Source organism: Streptomyces sp. NPDC054849, from assembly GCF_053610945.1.
On sequence record NZ_JBSGZI010000018.1, the window covers coordinates 60,466 to 77,157 of the forward strand.

Annotated in this window: 14 protein-coding genes and 1 riboswitch; of the genes, 6 read left to right on the forward strand and 8 right to left on the reverse strand. The window is 70.9% G+C overall.

Annotation, left to right across the window (positions count from 1 at the left end):
- Window positions 1–44: 44 nt before the first annotated feature.
- Window positions 45–3,662, reverse strand: coding sequence for a cobaltochelatase subunit CobN (cobN, locus tag ACWGIF_RS11215; RefSeq protein WP_453494428.1), 3,618 nt, complete (start codon window positions 3,660–3,662; stop codon window positions 45–47).
- Window positions 3,663–3,715: 53 nt separating this feature from the next.
- Window positions 3,716–3,816: riboswitch (cobalamin riboswitch) on the reverse strand.
- Window positions 3,817–4,173: 357 nt separating this feature from the next.
- Here cobN and cobG point away from each other — a divergent pair.
- From cobG to ACWGIF_RS11240, 5 genes are all read left to right on the forward strand, one after another.
- Window positions 4,174–5,604, forward strand: coding sequence for a precorrin-3B synthase (gene cobG, locus ACWGIF_RS11220; RefSeq protein WP_453494431.1), 1,431 nt, complete (start codon window positions 4,174–4,176; stop codon window positions 5,602–5,604).
- Window positions 5,601–6,248 (forward strand): precorrin-8X methylmutase, encoded by a 648-nt coding sequence (locus ACWGIF_RS11225; RefSeq protein WP_326587246.1) that lies wholly within the window; start codon window positions 5,601–5,603, stop codon window positions 6,246–6,248. The genes cobG and ACWGIF_RS11225 overlap by 4 nt, the downstream gene beginning before the upstream one ends.
- On the forward strand, window positions 6,245–7,747 hold the full coding sequence (locus tag ACWGIF_RS11230) for a precorrin-2 C(20)-methyltransferase (RefSeq protein ID WP_453494435.1): 1,503 nt from the start codon (window positions 6,245–6,247) through the stop codon (window positions 7,745–7,747). The genes ACWGIF_RS11225 and ACWGIF_RS11230 overlap by 4 nt, the downstream gene beginning before the upstream one ends.
- A 257-nt stretch (window positions 7,748–8,004) precedes the next feature.
- Entirely contained in the window at window positions 8,005–9,240 is a 1,236-nt protein-coding gene (locus ACWGIF_RS11235) for an MFS transporter (RefSeq protein WP_453494438.1), read from the forward strand.
- A gap of 117 nt (window positions 9,241–9,357) precedes the next feature.
- Entirely contained in the window at window positions 9,358–9,960 is a 603-nt protein-coding gene (locus tag ACWGIF_RS11240) for a TetR/AcrR family transcriptional regulator (RefSeq protein WP_453494441.1), read from the forward strand.
- 114 nt (window positions 9,961–10,074) lie between these two features.
- Here the strand turns inward: ACWGIF_RS11240 and ACWGIF_RS11245 are convergent, their stop codons facing one another.
- On the reverse strand, window positions 10,075–10,392 hold the full coding sequence (locus tag ACWGIF_RS11245; protein WP_453494444.1) for a response regulator transcription factor: 318 nt from the start codon (window positions 10,390–10,392) through the stop codon (window positions 10,075–10,077).
- A gap of 370 nt (window positions 10,393–10,762) precedes the next feature.
- Here ACWGIF_RS11245 and ACWGIF_RS11250 point away from each other — a divergent pair, with 370 nt between their 5' ends.
- Window positions 10,763–11,674, forward strand: a complete 912-nt coding sequence (locus ACWGIF_RS11250) for a LysR family transcriptional regulator (RefSeq protein WP_453494447.1) — start codon at window positions 10,763–10,765, stop codon at window positions 11,672–11,674.
- Here the strand turns inward: ACWGIF_RS11250 and ACWGIF_RS11255 are convergent.
- The 6 genes from ACWGIF_RS11255 to ACWGIF_RS11280 all read right to left on the reverse strand — a co-directional run bounded on the left by ACWGIF_RS11255 (window position 11,643) and on the right by ACWGIF_RS11280 (window position 16,689).
- Window positions 11,643–12,179, reverse strand: coding sequence for a TetR/AcrR family transcriptional regulator (locus ACWGIF_RS11255; RefSeq protein WP_453494450.1), 537 nt, complete (start codon window positions 12,177–12,179; stop codon window positions 11,643–11,645). The genes ACWGIF_RS11250 and ACWGIF_RS11255 overlap by 32 nt on opposite strands.
- Window positions 12,180–12,235: 56 nt before the next feature.
- On the reverse strand, window positions 12,236–13,321 hold the full coding sequence (locus ACWGIF_RS11260; protein ID WP_453494453.1) for a prephenate dehydratase: 1,086 nt from the start codon (window positions 13,319–13,321) through the stop codon (window positions 12,236–12,238).
- Window positions 13,266–14,030 (reverse strand): AfsA-related hotdog domain-containing protein, encoded by a 765-nt coding sequence (locus ACWGIF_RS11265; RefSeq protein ID WP_453494456.1) that lies wholly within the window; start codon window positions 14,028–14,030, stop codon window positions 13,266–13,268. The genes ACWGIF_RS11260 and ACWGIF_RS11265 overlap by 56 nt, the downstream gene beginning before the upstream one ends.
- Before the next feature lie 253 nt (window positions 14,031–14,283).
- Window positions 14,284–14,898 carry an acyltransferase gene (locus tag ACWGIF_RS11270; protein ID WP_453494459.1) on the reverse strand — a complete coding sequence of 205 codons (615 nt, stop codon included), beginning with the start codon at window positions 14,896–14,898 and terminating at the stop codon, window positions 14,284–14,286.
- A gap of 59 nt (window positions 14,899–14,957) precedes the next feature.
- Window positions 14,958–16,184, reverse strand: coding sequence for an FAD-dependent monooxygenase (locus ACWGIF_RS11275; protein WP_453494462.1), 1,227 nt, complete (start codon window positions 16,182–16,184; stop codon window positions 14,958–14,960).
- A 34-nt stretch (window positions 16,185–16,218) separates the two neighbouring features.
- Entirely contained in the window at window positions 16,219–16,689 is a 471-nt protein-coding gene (locus ACWGIF_RS11280) for a flavin reductase family protein (protein WP_453494465.1), read from the reverse strand.
- Window positions 16,690–16,692 lie beyond the last annotated feature (3 nt).

Below are 16,692 nucleotides of genomic sequence, written 5' to 3' on the forward strand. Positions count from 1 at the left end.
CGGTCCCATGGCCCGACCCGACGCACGGCCCGTCCGCCCGGGACCTACTCCGTCTCGCCTTCGAGGTTGCCCTCCGTGTCCAGGTAGACCTGGCGGAGGGACTCGAGGATCTGCGGGTCCGGCTTCTCCCACATGCCGCGCGACTCGGCCTCGAGCAGGCGCTCCGCGATGCCGTGCAGGGCCCAGGGGTTGGCCTCCTCCAGGAAGGCGCGGTTGGTCGGGTCCAGGACGTACGTCTCGGTGAGCTTGTCGTACATCCAGTCCGCGACCACGCCCGTCGTGGCGTCGTAGCCGAAGAGGTAGTCGACCGTGGCCGCCAGCTCGAAGGCGCCCTTGTAGCCGTGGCGGCGCATCGCCTCGATCCACTTGGGGTTCACCACGCGGGCGCGGAAGACGCGCGAGGTCTCCTCCACCAGGGTGCGGGTCTTGACCGTCTCCGGACGGGTGGAGTCGCCGATGTAGGCCTCCGGGGCGGTGCCGCGCAGGGCGCGGACCGTGGCCACCATGCCGCCGTGGTACTGGAAGTAGTCGTCCGAGTCCGCGATGTCGTGCTCGCGCGTGTCCGTGTTCTTGGCGGCGACCGTGATGCGCTTGTAGGCCGTCTCCATCTCGTCGCGCGCGGGGCGGCCCTCCAGGCCGCGGCCGTACGCGTACCCGCCCCACACCGTGTAGACCTCCGCCAGGTCGGCGTCCGTACGCCAGTCGCGGGAGTCGATCAGCTGGAGGATGCCGGCGCCGTACGTACCCGGGCGCGAGCCGAAGATACGGGTCGTCGCGCGGCGTTCGTCGCCGTGGAGGGACAGGTCCGCCTGGGCGTGGGCGCGGATGAAGTTCGACTCCGCGGGCTCGTCCAGGGACGCCGCGAGACGGACCGCGTCGTCCAGAAGGCCGATCACGTGCGGGAACGCGTCACGGAAGAAGCCCGAGATGCGGAGCGTCACGTCGATGCGGGGGCGGCCGAGTTCCGCCAGGGGGATCGCCTCCAGACCCGTGACGCGGCGCGAGGCCTCGTCCCAGACCGGGCGGACGCCCAGCAGGGACAGCGCCTCCGCCACGTCGTCGCCCGAGGTGCGCATCGCGCTCGTGCCCCACAGGGACAGGCCGACGGACGCGGGCCACTCGCCGTTGTCCGTGCGGTAGCGCGTCAGGAGGGACTCCGCCAGGGCCTGGCCCGTCTCCCACGCGAGGCGTGACGGGACGGCCTTGGGGTCGACCGAGTAGAAGTTGCGGCCCGTCGGCAGGACGTTGACCAGGCCGCGGAGGGGAGAGCCGGAGGGGCCGGCGGGGATGAAGCGGCCGTCCAGGGCCGCGACGACGTGGGCGATCTCGTCCGTCGTGCCGGCCAGGCGCGGGACCACCTCGCGGGCCGCGAAGGTGAGGACCGCAGCGACGTCGGGGGAGTGGGCCGCGGCGACCGAAGCCACCGCCGACGGGTCCCAGTTCGCGTCCTCCATCGCCTGGACCAGGGCGCGGGCCGTCTCCTCGACGGCGTCCGCCGAGGTGCGGGTGGGCGCGGACTCGTCCAGGCCGAGCGCCTCGCGCAGGCCGGGCAGGGCCGTCGTACCGCCCCAGATCTGGCGGGCGCGCAGGATCGCGAGGACCAGGTTGACCCGGGCCTCACCCGTCGGGGCGCCGCCGAGCACGTGCAGGCCGTCGCGGATCTGGGCGTCCTTGACCTCGCACAGCCACCCGTCGACGTGCAGCAGGAAGTCGTCGAAGCCGTCGTCGTCGGGGCGTGCTTCGAGGCCCAGGTCGTGGTCGAGCTTCGCCGCCTGGATCAGGGTCCAGATCTGGGCGCGGATGGCCGGGAGTTTGGCGGGGTCCATCGCGGAGATCTGCGCGTACTCGTCCAGGTGCTGCTCCAGGCGTGCGATGTCGCCGTACGACTCCGCGCGGGCCATCGGCGGCACCAGGTGGTCGACCAGGGTGGCGTGCACCCGGCGCTTGGCCTGGGTGCCCTCGCCCGGGTCGTTGACCAGGAACGGGTAGATGAGGGGGAGGTCGCCGAGAGCCGCGTCGGGTGCGCAGGACGCGGACAGGCCGGCGTTCTTGCCGGGAAGCCATTCGAGGTTGCCGTGCTTGCCCAGGTGGATCATCGCGTCGGCGCCGAAGCCGCCGTCCTCCGTGCGGGCCTGGATCCAGCGGTACGCGGCCAGGTAGTGGTGCGAGGGCGGCAGGTCCGGGTCGTGGTAGATCGCGATCGGGTTCTCGCCGAAGCCGCGCGGCGGCTGGATGAGGATCAGGAGGTTCCCGCGGCGCAGGGCGGCGAGGACGATGTCGCCCTCCGGGTTCGCCGAGCGGTCCACGAACATGCTGCCGGGGGCCTCGCCCCAGTGCTCCTCGACGCTCTCGCGCAGATCTGCGGGGAGGGCGGAGAACCACCGCTTGTAGTCGGCGGCGGGGATGCGGACCGGGTTGCGGGCCAGCTGCTCCTCGGTCAGCCAGTCCTGGTCGTGGCCGCCGGCCTCGATCAGGGCGCGGATCAGCTCGTCGCCGTCGCCGGAGACCAGGCCGGGGACGTCCTCGGTGGGGCCGAAGTCGTAGCCGGCGGCGATGAGGGTGCGAAGCAGCTCCACGGCGCTGGCCGGAGTGTCGAGGCCGACCGCGTTGCCGATGCGGGAGTGCTTCGTCGGGTACGCGGAGAGGACCAGCGCGACCTTCTTGTCGCGGCGGTCGATGTGGCGCAGGCGTGCGTGGCGTACGGCGATCCCCGCGACCCGGGAGGCCCGCTCGGGGTCGGCCACGTACGCGGGCAGGCCGTCCTCGTCGAGCTCCTTGAAGGAGAACGGGACGGTGATCAGACGGCCGTCGAACTCGGGCACGGCGACCTGCGTCGCGGCGTCGAGGGGGGACAGGCCCTCGTCGTTCTCCTCCCAGTTGCTGCGCGAGCCCGTCAGACACAGGGCCTGGAGGATCGGCACGCCGAGCGCGGCGAGCGCGCCCGCGTCCCAGGACTCGTCGTCCCCGCCTGCCGAAGCGGTCGCGGGGCGGGTGCCGCCGGCGGCGAGGACGGTGGTGACGATCGCGTCCGCGGACTCCAGGGCCTGCAGGAGACCCGGTTCCGGGGTGCGCAGGGAGGAGACGTAGAGGGGGACCGGCTGGGCGCCGTGGGCCTCGACGGCCTCGCAGAGGGTGTGGACGAAGGCGGTGTTGCCGCTCATCTGGTGGGCGCGGTAGTAGAGCACGGCGACCGTGGGGCCGGTGGTCTGCTGCGCGGTGCGCTCCAGGGGGCCCCAGGTGGGGGCGGGGGCGGGCGGCTCGAAGCCGTGGCCGGTGAGGAGGACCGTGTCGGAGAGGAAGCGGGCCAGCTGGTCGAGGTTGGCGGGGCCGCCGTGCGCGAGGTAGCCGTGGGCCTCGGCCGCGATGCCGATCGGCACCGTGGAGGCCTCCATCAGCTGGGCGTCGGGGGCCTGTTCCCCGGTCAGGACCACGACCGGGCGGGTCTGGCCGGGGGCCAGCAGCAGGTCGAGGCCGTCCTGCCAGGCGCGGAGGCCGCCGAGGAGGCGTACGACGACCAGGTCGACTCCGTCGAGGAGGCCCGGGAGGTCGTCGAGGGGGAGACGGGAGGGGTTCGCGAACCGGTACGGGACGGGGCCGTCCGCGGTGTTCGCTGCGCGGGCGCTGAGCAGATCGGTGTCGGACGTCGACAGCAGCAGGATCATGCGGCGGCAGGCCTTCCTCGGGGTTTCCGCGCCCCGGGCAGTGAGGACAGCGGGAGTTCCTGACTTGCCCGGCCGTGTGGCTCTGCCGGGTTCACAGTGGCGGGACCGCGCCGGAATCGCACCGGGCTTCCTCCCATGTCGCCGTCCTCGGCGACGGCGGGCCGTGTGGTCCGCCGGAAGGTCATCTTAGGGGCGGGGCGGGGTGGCGCGTATACGGGGCCCTGCGGGGCCCTGCGGTGGGCTCGGGCGGGCTGGGTTGCGCTGGGTTGCGCTGGGCCGGGTGCGGCTTGGCCGGGCGGGTGTCGGGTCCGGCGCCGCTGCCGGGGCTCTGCCCCGGGCCCCGCGCCTCAAACGCCGGCGGGGCTGCAATGGGCGGGGCTGGGGTGGAGCTGTGGGTTCGGCCCCGGGTCCCGCGCGTTGGACGAGGGCGGGGCTGAGTGCTGTGGAAACGCTGGTCGGGGTGGCGACGGACACAGGTCGGGGGAGGGGAATCGTGGGTATGCTCGCCGCCATGCCCCAGCCCCCTTCCGCCGCATCGCGGGACGAACCCGTCATACGGGAGCGCGGTGACGCCTGCCCGGGCGCGCTGCGCCTGCACGCGGCTGACGACGGGTTCCTGGCGCGGGTCCGGATACCGGGTGGGCTGCTCGGCGGCGCCGCGGCGCGGCTGCTGGCCGACGCGGCCGACCGGCTCGGCGACGGGCACCTCGACCTGACCTCGCGTGGCAACGTACAGCTGCGCGGCCTCGGCGCGAGCTGCGGCGGGGAGCTGGCCGAGCTGTTGGCCGACGCGGGGCTGCTGCCCGCGCCCACGCACGAGCGGGTGCGCAATGTCGTGTGTTCGCCGCTGACCGGCCTCGACGGGCGGGGGCTGCCCGACGTGTCGTCCTGGGTGCCGGAGTTGGACCGGCTCCTGTGCGCGAGTGACGCGGCGGCCGGGCTGTCCGGACGCTTCCTCTTCGCCCTCGACGACGGTCGCGGTGACGTGACGTCACTCGCGGCGGACGTGAACCTCGCCGCCCAGGGCGATGGCCGCGCCGCGGTGTGGGCGGGTGACCCGCGGGAAGCGGTCCTCGTCTCCGCGCAGGACGGGCCCCGGGCCGCCCTGACGGCCGCCGAGTACTTCCTCGACGCCGTCCGGGACGCCGGGACGAAGGCGTGGCGGGTGGCCGAACTACCCTCCGAACACGCCCTGAGCGGTGCGGCGTTGGCAGCGCGACTGGCCGCCGCGGGGATCGGCTCCGCCCAGGTGGCCGACGCGCCCCGCAGGGACGGCCGGCCGCCCGAGCCCGGCATCGTGACCGGCGGCCCCGCCGGCGATGTCGTCGCGCTCTCCGTGCTCGCACCCCTCGGGCGGCTGACCACCCGCCAGTGGCGGCAGCTGGCCGGTCTCACCGGACGGTTCCGGCTGACCCCCTGGCGGGGGATCGTCGTCCCCGGCCTGCCCGCCCGCGCGGCCGACCGCGCGCTCGAAGGCCTCGCGGCCGCCGGACTGGTCACCGAGCCCGACAGTGCCTGGCGGTCCGTCACCGCCTGTACGGGAAAGCCGGGTTGCGCCAAGTCGCTGGCCGACGTACGCGCCGATGCCCGGGCCGTCGTGGAGCGGTCCCGCGGCCCGCTGGCCGTGCACTGGTCCGGGTGCGAGCGGCGCTGCGGGCATCCGCGCGGCACGGCCTGGGTGGACCTGGTCGCGACCGCCGGCGGATACGACCTCCGTGTCGAAGGCCGCGACCCGAGACTCGGCGTACCGGATCATGAGCTCGCCCCCGCCCTCGCGGACGCACGTCAGCACACGGATCACGCCGATCACGCCGATCACGCCGATCACGCCGATCACGCCGATCACGCCGATCACGCAGGTCACCCAGGTCACCCAGGTCACGCACGTCACCACCTCCCGGTTCTTGAAGACGCACAGCCCGAAGACGCAGTGCAGAAATGAGCGAGTACACCGTGTTTGAGTACGAGAAGGACGGCGCCGCGATCTACCGCCAGTCCTTTGCCACGATCCGCGCCGAGGCGGACCTCTCCGGGCTGCCCGCCTCCGTCGCGCAGGTCGCGGTGCGCATGATCCACGCCTGCGGAATGACGGACCTCCCGCAGGACCTCGGGTACACCCCCGAGGTCGTGCTGCGCGCCCGCGCCGCGCTGGAGGCGGGTGCGCCGATCCTCTGCGACGTGCAGATGGTCGCCAGCGGGGTCACCCGCAAGCGGCTGCCCGCCGACAACGACGTCATCTGCACCCTCTCCGACCCGGCGGTACCGGAACTCGCCGCGAAGATGGGCACCACGCGCAGCGCCGCCGCCCTCGAAGTCTGGCGGGACCGGGGCCTGTTGGAGGGTTCGGTGATCGCCGTCGGCAACGCGCCCACTGCGCTGTTCCGGCTGCTGGAGATGATCGAGGAGGGCGCCCCGCGCCCGGCCGCCGTCATCGGGGTCCCCGTCGGCTTCATCGGAGCCGCCGAGTCCAAGGACGCGCTCGCCGCCCACCCCTCGGGGCTCGACCATCTGGTCGTGCGCGGCCGGCGCGGCGGCAGCGCCATCGCCGCGGCCGCCGTCAACGCCATTGCGAGCGTGGCCGAATGAGCACCGGCGGTCAGACCACGGGACGCCTCTACGGGGTCGGGCTCGGCCCCGGGGATCCGAACCTCATGACCCTGCGCGCCGTCGAGGTGATCGGCGAGGCGGACGTCGTCGCCTACCACAGCGCACGGCACGGCCGCTCGATCGCCCGCTCGATCGCCGCGAAGCACCTGCGCGAGACGCACATCGAGGAGCCGCTGGTCTACCCGGTCACCACCGAGACCACCGACCACCCCGGCGGCTACCAGGGCGCGATGGAGGAGTTCTACGAGGCCGCCGCCGCCCGGCTGGCCGCCCACCTGGACGCCGGCCGGACCGTCGCCGTGCTCGCGGAGGGCGACCCGCTCTTCTACAGCTCGTACATGCACATGCACAAGCGGCTCGCGGACCGGTACGAGACCGAGGTGATCCCCGGCGTCACCTCGGTGAGCGCCGCCGCGGCCCGGCTCGGCACCCCGCTCGTGGAGGGGGAGGAGGTCCTGACCATCCTCCCCGGCACCCTGCCCGAGGAGGAGCTCACGGCCCGCCTCGCCGCCACCGATTCGGCGGTCGTGATGAAGCTCGGCCGGACCTTCCCCGCCGTGCGCGGCGCAATGGAGGCCAGCGGCCGCCTCGCCGAGGCCCGTTACGTCGAGCGCGCCACGATGGCGGGCGAGCGCACCGGCGTCCTCGCCGACACCGACCCCGACAGCGTGCCGTACTTCGCCGTCGCCGTGGTCCCCAGCCGCATCGGCAACCCGGGCAGCGTGCCGGCCGGCCCCGGTGAGGTCACGGTCGTCGGCACCGGCCCGGCGGGTCCGCTGTGGCTCACCCCGCAGACCCGGCGTGCGCTGGCCGACGCCGAGGTGCTGGTGGGGTACACGACCTACCTGGACCGGGTTCCCGTCAAGCCGGGGCAGGTCCGCCACGGCTCCGACAACAAGGTGGAGTCGGAGCGCGCCGAGTTCGCCCTCGACCTCGCCCGGCGGGGACAGCGGGTGGCCGTGGTCTCCGGCGGTGACCCCGGTGTCTTCGCCATGGCCACGGCGGTCCTGGAGGTGGCCGGGCAGGCGGAGTACAAGGACGTGCCCGTACGGGTCCTGCCGGGCGTGACCGCGGCCAATGCGGCGGCCGCCGCGGCCGGTGCCCCGCTCGGCCACGACTACGCCACCCTCTCCCTCTCCGACCGGCTCAAGCCGTGGGAGGTCATCGCGGAGCGGCTGCGCGCGGCCGCCTCGGCCGACCTGGTGCTCGCCCTCTACAACCCCGGTTCGCGCAGCCGGACCTGGCAGGTCGCCCAGGCCCGGGAACTGCTGCTGGAGCTGCGCGCGCCCGGGACCCCGGTGGTGGTCGCGCGTGACGTGGGCGGTCCGGAGCAGTCGGTGCGGATCGTCACGCTCGCCGAACTGGAGCCGTCCGAGGTGGACATGCGCACGATCCTGCTGATCGGCTCCTCGCAGACGCAGGTCACGGAGCGGCCCGACGGGTCCCGCATCACGTGGACGCCGCGACGCTACCCGTGACGGGCTGAACGCGTGACCCGAGGAGGGCTGAACGCGTGACCCGAGGCGGGCTGAACGTATGACCCGAGGCGGTGCCGGTCCCCGGCACCGCCTCGTCGGCGTCTCGCCCTCCGGCGGGCCCGGGCATCGGTGGCGGAGCATGCCCTCTTGAATAGACGCAACGACTAGTCTAGTCTCCTCGATAGACGCAACGCTTAGTCTAGTCTTGCGTCGTCGCCACCACCTGTCGCAACTCCACTCATCGAGAGGTCGGTTCAGTGCTGAACAAGACCGCCCAAACCGGCGCCCAGGCGGGCGCGGCACCCCGCCGGCCAGGCAGCGGCGCGGCGACTGCCGTCGTGGCCTTCGCCTTCTGGATCACCATGGCCGGTACGACCGTGCCCACCACCCTGTATCCGCTCTACGGTGAGGCCTTGAGCTTCTCGCCGATCACCGTGACCGGGATCTTCGCCGTCTACGCCATCGGCGTCGTCGTCGGACTGCTCGTCTTCGGCCGCCTGTCGGACCAGATCGGCCGGCGCCCGGTTCTGATGGCCGCGACGTTCCTGTCCGTCTGCGCCGCCGTCGTCTTCCTCGGGGCCGAGAGTGTTCCGGTCCTCTTCGTCGCCCGCGTGATCTCGGGGTTCTCCGCCGCTCTCATCACCGGAGCCGCCACGGCCTCACTCGCCGAACTCATCCCCCACGACAGCCGTGTGAAGCCCGCCACCGTGGCCCTCTTCGCCAACATGGGCGGTCTGGCGTGCGGCACGCTGATGGCCGGCATCCTGGCCGACCTCGCGCCCTCTCCCCTGCGCACACCGTGGATCGTCACGCTCGTCCTGGCGGCCATCGCGGTGATCGGTGTGGCGACGACGAAGGAGACCGCCGCACACCGCTCCGGCTTCACCCTCCAGTTGCAGCCGCTCCACGTGCCCGCGGAAATCCGGTCGGACTTCCTGCGTTCGGCCATGGCCGCGGGTGCGGGCTTCGCGGTCCTCGGTGTACTGACCGCCGTCACGGGGCTGTTCATGGGCACCGTGCTCCACGAGTCCAGCCACACGCTCGCCGGGTTCGTCGTCTTCACGGCCTTCGCCTGCACGGCGCTGGGGCAGTTGCTGGTCCGCACCATCCGGCCGGGAGCCGCCTTGTCCGTCGCCTGCCTCGGGCTGATGCTCGCAGCGGCCCTCATCGCCACGGCCATGGCCACCAAGGCCTTCGCCCCCCTGCTGATCGGGGCCGCGGTCAACGGGCTGGCCACCGGAGTGGCCATTTCCCACGGCATCCGGGACATCACCACCCGCAGCGCACCCCAGCACCGAGGCGCGTCCGTCTCCACGTTCTTCGCCATCCTCTATTCGATGCTCGCCGTCCCGGCGATCGGCGTCGGGGTGCTGATCCGGGCCACGAGCCTGCGACCGGCCGGCGAGATCTTCAGCGCGGTGGTGGCCGTCCTCGCCCTCGTGGTCCTGCTGAGCCTCGTCCTCAACCGGAAGTCGGACGCCACACCTGCCTGATTCGGCAGCGGCTCGCCACTCGGAGGTGTGCCAGAATCGGATGCATCTGCAAGAACCAAGGGGTGAAGTACCATCAGCGCCGCACGGAACACCGAACGCCCACGTGCCCAGTCCCCCGTGGTCAGCCGGACAGGACCCCGGCGCAGCGAGAGCATCCGCCTCGCCGTGCTCAACGCCGCGGACGACCTGCTGGTGGAACAGGGGTTCGCCGGTACGACCATCGAGGGCATCGCCGCCCGGGCGGGTGTGGCCAAGCAGACCATCTACCGGTGGTGGAAGTCGAAGGTCGAGATCCTTCTCGACGCCCTCGCCGACGACGCCCGCGAAGCGCTGGCGTGGCACGAGCCGGCCGGCACGGCCGCCGAAGACCTGGTGGCGCATCTGCACCGGGTGGCCGACTTCTTTCAGGAGCCGGCCGGGCAGGTGTTCCAGGCTCTGCTGGGGCACGCACAACTGGACAAGGACGCGGCGCTCTCCCTGCGTACGGGATTCCTGCGCGAGCAGCGCGAACGCGACCTCGACGGTCTGCGCGTCACCCTTCGGCGCCATACCGGAAGCGAACCGGGCGAAGAGACCCTGGACCGGTTGACCGATCTTCTGCTCGGACCGCTCTACTACCGGATTCTGGTGTTCGGACAACAGCCCGACAAGGCACTCCTGGATGCGTCGGCGCATCTCGTACTCGAACTGGCTGCTCGCTCCGCCGCGTCGGGGAAGTGAATCTCCGACCGGCCTTCCTGCAGTGAAACCTTAGAGCCTTCCTGCAGCGACACCGTATAAATGCGCCACCCCGGAAGTGACAATCACTTCCGGGGTGGCGCATTGCTTCTGCCGCTAAATACTGATGCAGCCATTCCTTATACCTCGCACCACTGCTTCGGTTCTGGAAGTGGCGCCGAGTTTTATGAAGATGGAATGCAGGTGGACCTTCACCGTGCGTTCGGATATCCCCAGGGTCCGCCCGACCCTCCTGTTGGACAAGCCCTCACGAATGCCGGTTAACACCTGAAGCTCTCGGGGGGTCAGCCCGGCGGGACTGTTTCGTTTGTCAACTTCATGCCGTCCGGTGTCTTCATCGTGATCCTGGGTCGCCACCCCGAGTGCCGGCCTCTCCGGGGTGCCTTCAGATATTCGACGTTCTTGGTATGTCATATCGTTCCCCCAAATTTCTGTGAACAGTCTTCAGCCCGGGGAGTGGGGGCACCTGAGGCTCCTCGAACCCTGCGGGATGACGATTGCACTTCACGCAACTATTCTACAGAGGGCTTGATTTATCCAGCACTCATGTGATGAGTGTCACGCGTCCCGATGTGAATCGACGCCGCGTGGACAATAAAGGAACAGTCAAATTCTGATACAGATACGCGATGGCCATGTTTAAATCGGTGGCGGCCTGAATCGGCCCCCAAGGTGCATGCCCGAGAGTGGTGGACGGTATATTGATTCCAAGGAAAGTCCCCTGCAAAGCGGGCTCATATTTGGAATGCGATCTCATGTCGCAGAGTCCTCATCGGGAGCACAGTTGCGTGAATCCACGTACGCAGACATGCGGTTACTGCCGGCCCTTGACGCCCTGCTGCAGGCCGGCAGCGTCACCGGCGCGGCCTGCCAGCTGGAGCTGTCGACCGCCGCGATGAGTCGAATTTTGTCCAAAATTCGACTGGTCGTGGGTGATCCCCTGCTGGTGCGTGCCGGCCGTCGGCTGGTTCCGACGCCCAGGGCGCTCGAGCTGCAGCCGGTGGTGCACGCTCTCGTGCGGCAGGCGGAGGCCATCCTCATGCCGCAGCAGGACGCCGGTCTGGCCGGGGAGCGAAGAACCCTCACCATTGCCTCGGAATTCGGCTATACGGCAGCGCTCGGCCCTGCGCTGTTGGCCAGGGCCGGAAAACAGCTTCCCCGGGTGTCCTTCAGATTCCTGACCAAGAAAGGCCCGGGCGCCTCCCCGTTGCGCGAGGGGACCGTGGACATAGAAATCGGCGCCATTGACGACCCGTCTCCCGAGTTGCGACTCGATCTCCTGGGTCAGGAGCCCTTCGTCGGCGTCACCGGAGCGGGCAACCCTCTGCTCCGCAGGCCCATGACTCCGGGAGCCTTTGCCGCGGCACGGCACGTCAACGTCTCGCCCGCCGGGGGAACGGCAGGCCCCGTCGACGTGCCGCTCAAGGAGATCGGGTTGCACCGTCGAGTGATCGCTTCGGTACCGGACTTCCTGTCCGCACTGTTCCTGCTTCCGCGGACCGACATGGTGGCGACCCTGCCTCGCACCCTCGCCACCAGCCAGGACTGCCCGCTCGACATAGAGATCTTCGAGCTTCCCGTTCAGATCGCGCCGCTCGGCATCTGCCAGGCCTGGCATCCCCGGCACGAGGCGGACCCGGTGCACATATGGCTCAGGGAGAACATCAGGTCCGTGCTGACAGGGACATTCCACTGAGCAGCAGAGCGGCGACGTCATCCGCGAATCCGTCCTGGACGGAACGCCGGGACAGGCCGAATTCCGCGATACCTCCGAGTATCAGCCGAGCGGCCATGGCGGGGGGTATATCGCCCCGCACCGCACCCTCTGCCGCGGCCTGCTCCAGCAGCTCCACGAGAACACCGTGCAGGGCTTCCGTGGATGCGGCGATCTGGTCCGCCGACTCTGTTCCCGCCCGGTGGCCCCAGAGCAGGCAGAAACCCGTCGATCGGTTCTCCGTCAATCCCGCCAGCCCGCGCAGGAGGTGATTCAGCCGGTCGATCGCCGGCGTTCCCTCCCCTCGTGCCGATTCCGCAAGGGCGAACACGGCCGTGCGCGCGGGCAGCGTGGCGGAGGCGAGTAATCCGGCCTTTCCTGCCACGTGTCTGTACAGGGCGGCCTTGGTGACACCCAGGTGGGCGGCGATGGTGCTCATACTCGTGGCGTCATACCCGTGCCGCATAAAAAGATCCGTCGCGACCACCAGAAGAGCTTGGTGGCCACGACGGCGGGTGGGTATGTTCCCGGTGGTTCCGGGGGTCAAGAGGCGGACCCCCTGTGTCCTGCCAGTTCGTCCACGCCGGGGTGAGCGCCAGTTGTCACATCCGTGGCCATGACGTCATTTCTGTGTATCCTCCTCAGCGGCGGGACCGTCAACGCATTCTGCCGGTGGCCGGGCGAAGCCGGAGGGCTGGTCGGGTGGGAACCGAGCAAGCGCACTGCGGGTATCCGCTCTTGCAGGAGAGTAACCGCTCGTGCCGTTCGGGGGTCTTCAAGATGTCCCGGGAGGTCGATGAAGATGTCGTGGCGGCCGTCGTGGCTGCTCGAAATCCCCAGCGAAACGCCGTCGGGAGACGCATGTCGCGCCCAGTGGGTCAGACGAGTACGGAGCAGCCTTTCCGGGCCGTCGGCGCGGCCGGTGAGGGAAGTGACATCCGAACCGGTCGGCGGAGCCTCATGCCAAATCCCCGGTAAGGCCACCAGCAGGAATCTCGTCAGTGCGCCGGCGTGGTCCTGAATGCGTTCTGCGGCGATGTCGAGCCCGTACCGTGCCGCTGTGAAGTGTCCGGCCAGCGCGGCATCGCACCGTCCGTCCCGCACCCACTCGGCCCCCGCGGCGTTCGACGGGGCCGGCACCCAGCGGGCCGACGGCAGGAACTCCCTGAGCCACGCTGTCGCCTGCGCCCGCGCGTGCGGGTGGCCGGTGACCGCGCGTACCTCGCGCAGAGCGAGGCCGGGCCGGGTGAGCAGAGCGAACTCGATGCCGAGCGTGACCTGGCGGAGGATCTCCACAGCGGGAGCCTCCACCAGCGCACGTACGGTTCCGGCCACCAGGCCGCCGACCGTGTTGTGCACCGGAAGCATGGCGGCGTCGGCGGCTCCGCGCCGCAGGTGTTCCAGCGCCTCGTCCGCGGAGCCCACCGCCAGCAACCGCGTGCCCTCGGCTTCCGGGAGGGCGCGCAGAGCCTGCTCGGTGAACGTTCCTTCGGGGCCCAGGTAGGCGAAGTGCGGCCTGTCCCGGGCTCCGAGGGCATCCGGCGCCGAAGCCGGCAGCCGAGCGGTCCGCACGTCAGACGGCGGCGGCGAGAGCCGCGTCCACGGCGGCTGCGGACGCGCTCTTCGCACGCCGGAGTTCCTTCTCCTCCAACAGCCCGGGCGCGAAAGCCGCGTAGTCGACGTCCACGCTCGCCGCGATGCGTCCCGCCTGCTCCAGCTCCACGGTGACGCGCATGAGGAGGCGGCTGGGCTCCGACACGTCGGAGGTGTTCACCCGCAGGCGCAGTTGCGCGGCGACCGGGAAGAGGAAGTTGCTGAAGGTGGTGTTCATGGAGTTGAGGACGATGTAGTAGCGCTGCTGCGGCCAGCGGGAGGTGAAGAACCGCTCGGTCACCGCCAGGAACATCTGCCGGGCCGCCTCGATGGCCACCATGCCCTGGACGTGCACCCGGTCCTGGACGTCGACGAGCAGCTCGTTGTGGTCGTGGAGCCGCAGCCGGGCCTCGTACGTGTCGTCGTCGATCCGCGCCAGATCCGCCACCAGCACGTTGTCCTCGCGGGCCTTGTGAAGGTCCTGCCGGCGCGCGGGCTCACCGCCCGTGTGCGTCAGCGTGATCACGTCCGCCAGATTCCGGCGGGCGATCGCGTCCCTCAGATAGTCGGCCTCGTACGCGCCGATCCCCTGCCCGGTCACCACACGGACCGGGTTCGGGGTGGAATCCAGGTCCCCTCCGTCGAGGGCACGGGCGAAGGCGGAGAACGTCTCGGCCCCGACCGCGGCGGCGAAGTCACCGAAACGGTCGCCGACGATCAGACGGGACGTGGTCGGAAGGGTCATGCCGATTCCTCCTGGTTCCGGGAAACCGCAGGCGCTGCGCGCTGCGGATCTGTGTACGCGTCCAGCCTGAGGAAAGCGGAGGGACGACGGTAGTCGCCTGTTGGTTGTAGACCACGCCTCCTAGTCCCGCTGTCGTACACACGCGAGGCGTGCACTGACGGGCCGGCACGGACCGTCCCGCGGGGACACGGGAATGGCCCCGCCCGGGATATCCGGAGCGGGGCCATACCGATGACGCAGCGACAGTGATTCCTCAGCGGGACCGGAATTCGTGCAGGGTGACATGCTCCGGGACCGCATCCCCCTCGTTCACGGATGTGGCGGGGGAGACATCCGTGAGGGGCTGCGCGGGGCTGAGCCCGCGCAGGGAGCGCTGGGCCAGCTTCTGGTACTGCTCGGTGCCGTTGGCCTTCCATTCGATCTCGGCGGTGGTCAGTTCGCGCAGGACCCGGGCAGGGCTGCCGGCGGCCAGCCGTCTGGGGGGAACCTCGAACCGGGACTTGACGAAGCTGCCGGCACCGACGAAAGCCTGCTCGCCCACGACCACGCCGTCCATCAGTACCGACTTCATCCCGATCAGACTGCCCCTCCCGACCCGGCAGCCGTGCAGCACGGTGCCGTGTCCGACATGGCCGTCCTGCTCGACCACCGTGTCGGCGCCGGGAAAGCAGTGCAGGACACAGCCGTCCTGCACGTTGGAACCCTCTTCGAGCTCGATGCGCCCGAAGTCGCCCCGAAGGCTCGCGAGAGGCCCCACGTAGCACCCGGGACCGATGACGACCGAGCCGATCAGTACGGCGTCCGGGTGGACGAAGGCCGTCGGATGGATGACGGGGACGGCCCCTTCGAAGGCGTAGATCTTTGCCATGGTCCTCTCTCAAGGTTCGTTCGGTACGGGCGTCCGAGCCCGGCAACCGGCGGCCGGTCTCAGGCCGGCGGCCTGGAGACCTCCGGCCGCGGCGCGTCCAGTCGGTCCAGTGCGTCCAGTGCGTCGTGTCCGTGGATCCATGCCAGGTCGTCCGGCAGCGACGCCAGGCGGATGTTGCGCGCATCGGCCTCGGGCCCGTCGGGCAGCTGGAAGCACGCCGCGTTCCGCCTCGAGCCGCTCTGCAGCAGCCGGGTGCGGGGCCGGCGGGCCAGTTCGTAGCGGCGCAGCGCCTGCGGAACCTCCTTCGTGTCCGCACCGCCCAGGATCCGCGCCAGGACCACCGCGTCCTCCAGGGCCTGGTTCGCCCCCTGCCCGTGGTGGGGCAGCATGGGGTGTGCGGCATCGCCCAGGAGGGTCACCCGTCCGGAGCTCCATGCGCGCTGGGGCTCCCGGTCGTACAGGGCCCAGCGGCCCGGACGGCCCGACGCGCGGATGATCTCGGTGACGAACGGATGCCACCCTTCGAAGGCCCGCAGCAGTTCGGTGGCGCTGCCCTCGGTGGCCCACGACTCGACGGTCCACTCACGGTCGGGAACGACCGCCAGGAAGTTGAGCAGCGTTCCGTCGGCGACCGGGTAGGCGATGAAGTGCCGTCCGGGCCCGAGCCACAGCCACAGCACGGATTCGGCGAGTTCCCGGACGTGGCCCAGACGCTCCATCGGCACCAGGGCCCGGTAGCCGCTCGTGCCCGAGAAGACGGCGTCGTCCGGTCCGAAGACGCCCTTGCGTACGGCGGAGTGGATGCCGTCGGCCCCGACCACCGCGTCGGCCTCGGTCTCCGAGCCGTCCGCGAAGCGGATCACCGCTCCGCGGGCCGACTGCTCGACGGCGCTCGCGCGGGCACCCGGACGCACCTGGGCTTCACCCAGTTCGCGGAGCAGCGCCTGGTGCACCGCGGCTCGTTCCACCGTCCAGTACGGCGCCCCGAACCGCTCCTCGTAGCGGGCCGCAAGCTGGTGGAGGGCCATCGTCCGTCCCGTACGCCAGTTGCGGAACTCGGCCCGGGCGGGGCGCACCGCCGCACCCTCGAGCGCGGCCGTGACCCCGAGCTCGCGCAGCATGCGATGCCCGTTGGCGCCGATGGCGATGCCGGCGCCCTGCCCCGTCAGCGCGGCGGCCTGCTCGTGGACGACGACTTCGGCGCCCTGCCCGCGCAGGCCGATCGCGGTGGCCAGACCACCGATGCCGCCGCCGACGACAGCTACCCGCAGGCGTCGCCTGGCCATGTCTGCTCCTCCTTGTCATGGGTGATGTGCGAGCTCACGCCGGCTGCTCCACCGAAGTGAAGGCTCCCCGGTGGAAGGCGAGCGGGGCTTCGTCACGCCAGACCGCATCCAGCACCCGCCCGACGACCAGGACGTGGTCTCCGAGGGGCTGGGTCTGATGCATGGCGCATTCGAGGGTTCCGGGCCCTTGCGCCAGCAGCAGACAGCCCGTGTGGGGGCCGATGTCCCAGGAAGCCGCGCGTTCCACGGGCGGCCGCTGCTCCGAAGGCATCGTCAGGTCGCGGACCAGGCCCCGGGCACCGTCACCCAGGAACGAGACGGCCCACGCCCCGGCTGTCCGGATCCGCCGCAGGAAGGCCGAGTCGGCACGCAGATACATGGAGACCAGGGGCGGATCGAGGGAGACGGAGGTGAAGGAGTTCACCGCGATCGCGTCGTGCCGGGTTCCTGTGGGGCCGTCGAAGCGAGTGGACACCGCGCACACACCCGTGACGAACTGTCCCATGAC

Excerpts from the sequence above, each read along its gene's own strand:
- ACWGIF_RS11275 (WP_453494462.1), bottom strand. The coding sequence starts at position 16,184 with ATGGCCAGGCGACGCCTGCGGGTAGCTGTCGTCGGCGGCGGCATCGGT.
- ACWGIF_RS11280 (WP_453494465.1), bottom strand. The coding sequence starts at position 16,689 with ATGGGACAGTTCGTCACGGGTGTGTGCGCGGTGTCCACTCGCTTCGAC.
- cobN (WP_453494428.1), bottom strand. The coding sequence starts at position 3,662 with ATGATCCTGCTGCTGTCGACGTCCGACACCGATCTGCTCAGCGCCCGC.
- ACWGIF_RS11270 (WP_453494459.1), bottom strand. The coding sequence starts at position 14,898 with ATGGCAAAGATCTACGCCTTCGAAGGGGCCGTCCCCGTCATCCATCCG.
- ACWGIF_RS11265 (WP_453494456.1), bottom strand. The coding sequence starts at position 14,030 with ATGACCCTTCCGACCACGTCCCGTCTGATCGTCGGCGACCGTTTCGGT.
- cobG (WP_453494431.1), top strand. The coding sequence starts at position 4,174 with ATGCCCCAGCCCCCTTCCGCCGCATCGCGGGACGAACCCGTCATACGG.
- ACWGIF_RS11245 (WP_453494444.1), bottom strand. The coding sequence starts at position 10,392 with ATGACATACCAAGAACGTCGAATATCTGAAGGCACCCCGGAGAGGCCG.
- ACWGIF_RS11225 (WP_326587246.1), top strand. The coding sequence starts at position 5,601 with ATGAGCGAGTACACCGTGTTTGAGTACGAGAAGGACGGCGCCGCGATC.
- ACWGIF_RS11230 (WP_453494435.1), top strand. The coding sequence starts at position 6,245 with ATGAGCACCGGCGGTCAGACCACGGGACGCCTCTACGGGGTCGGGCTC.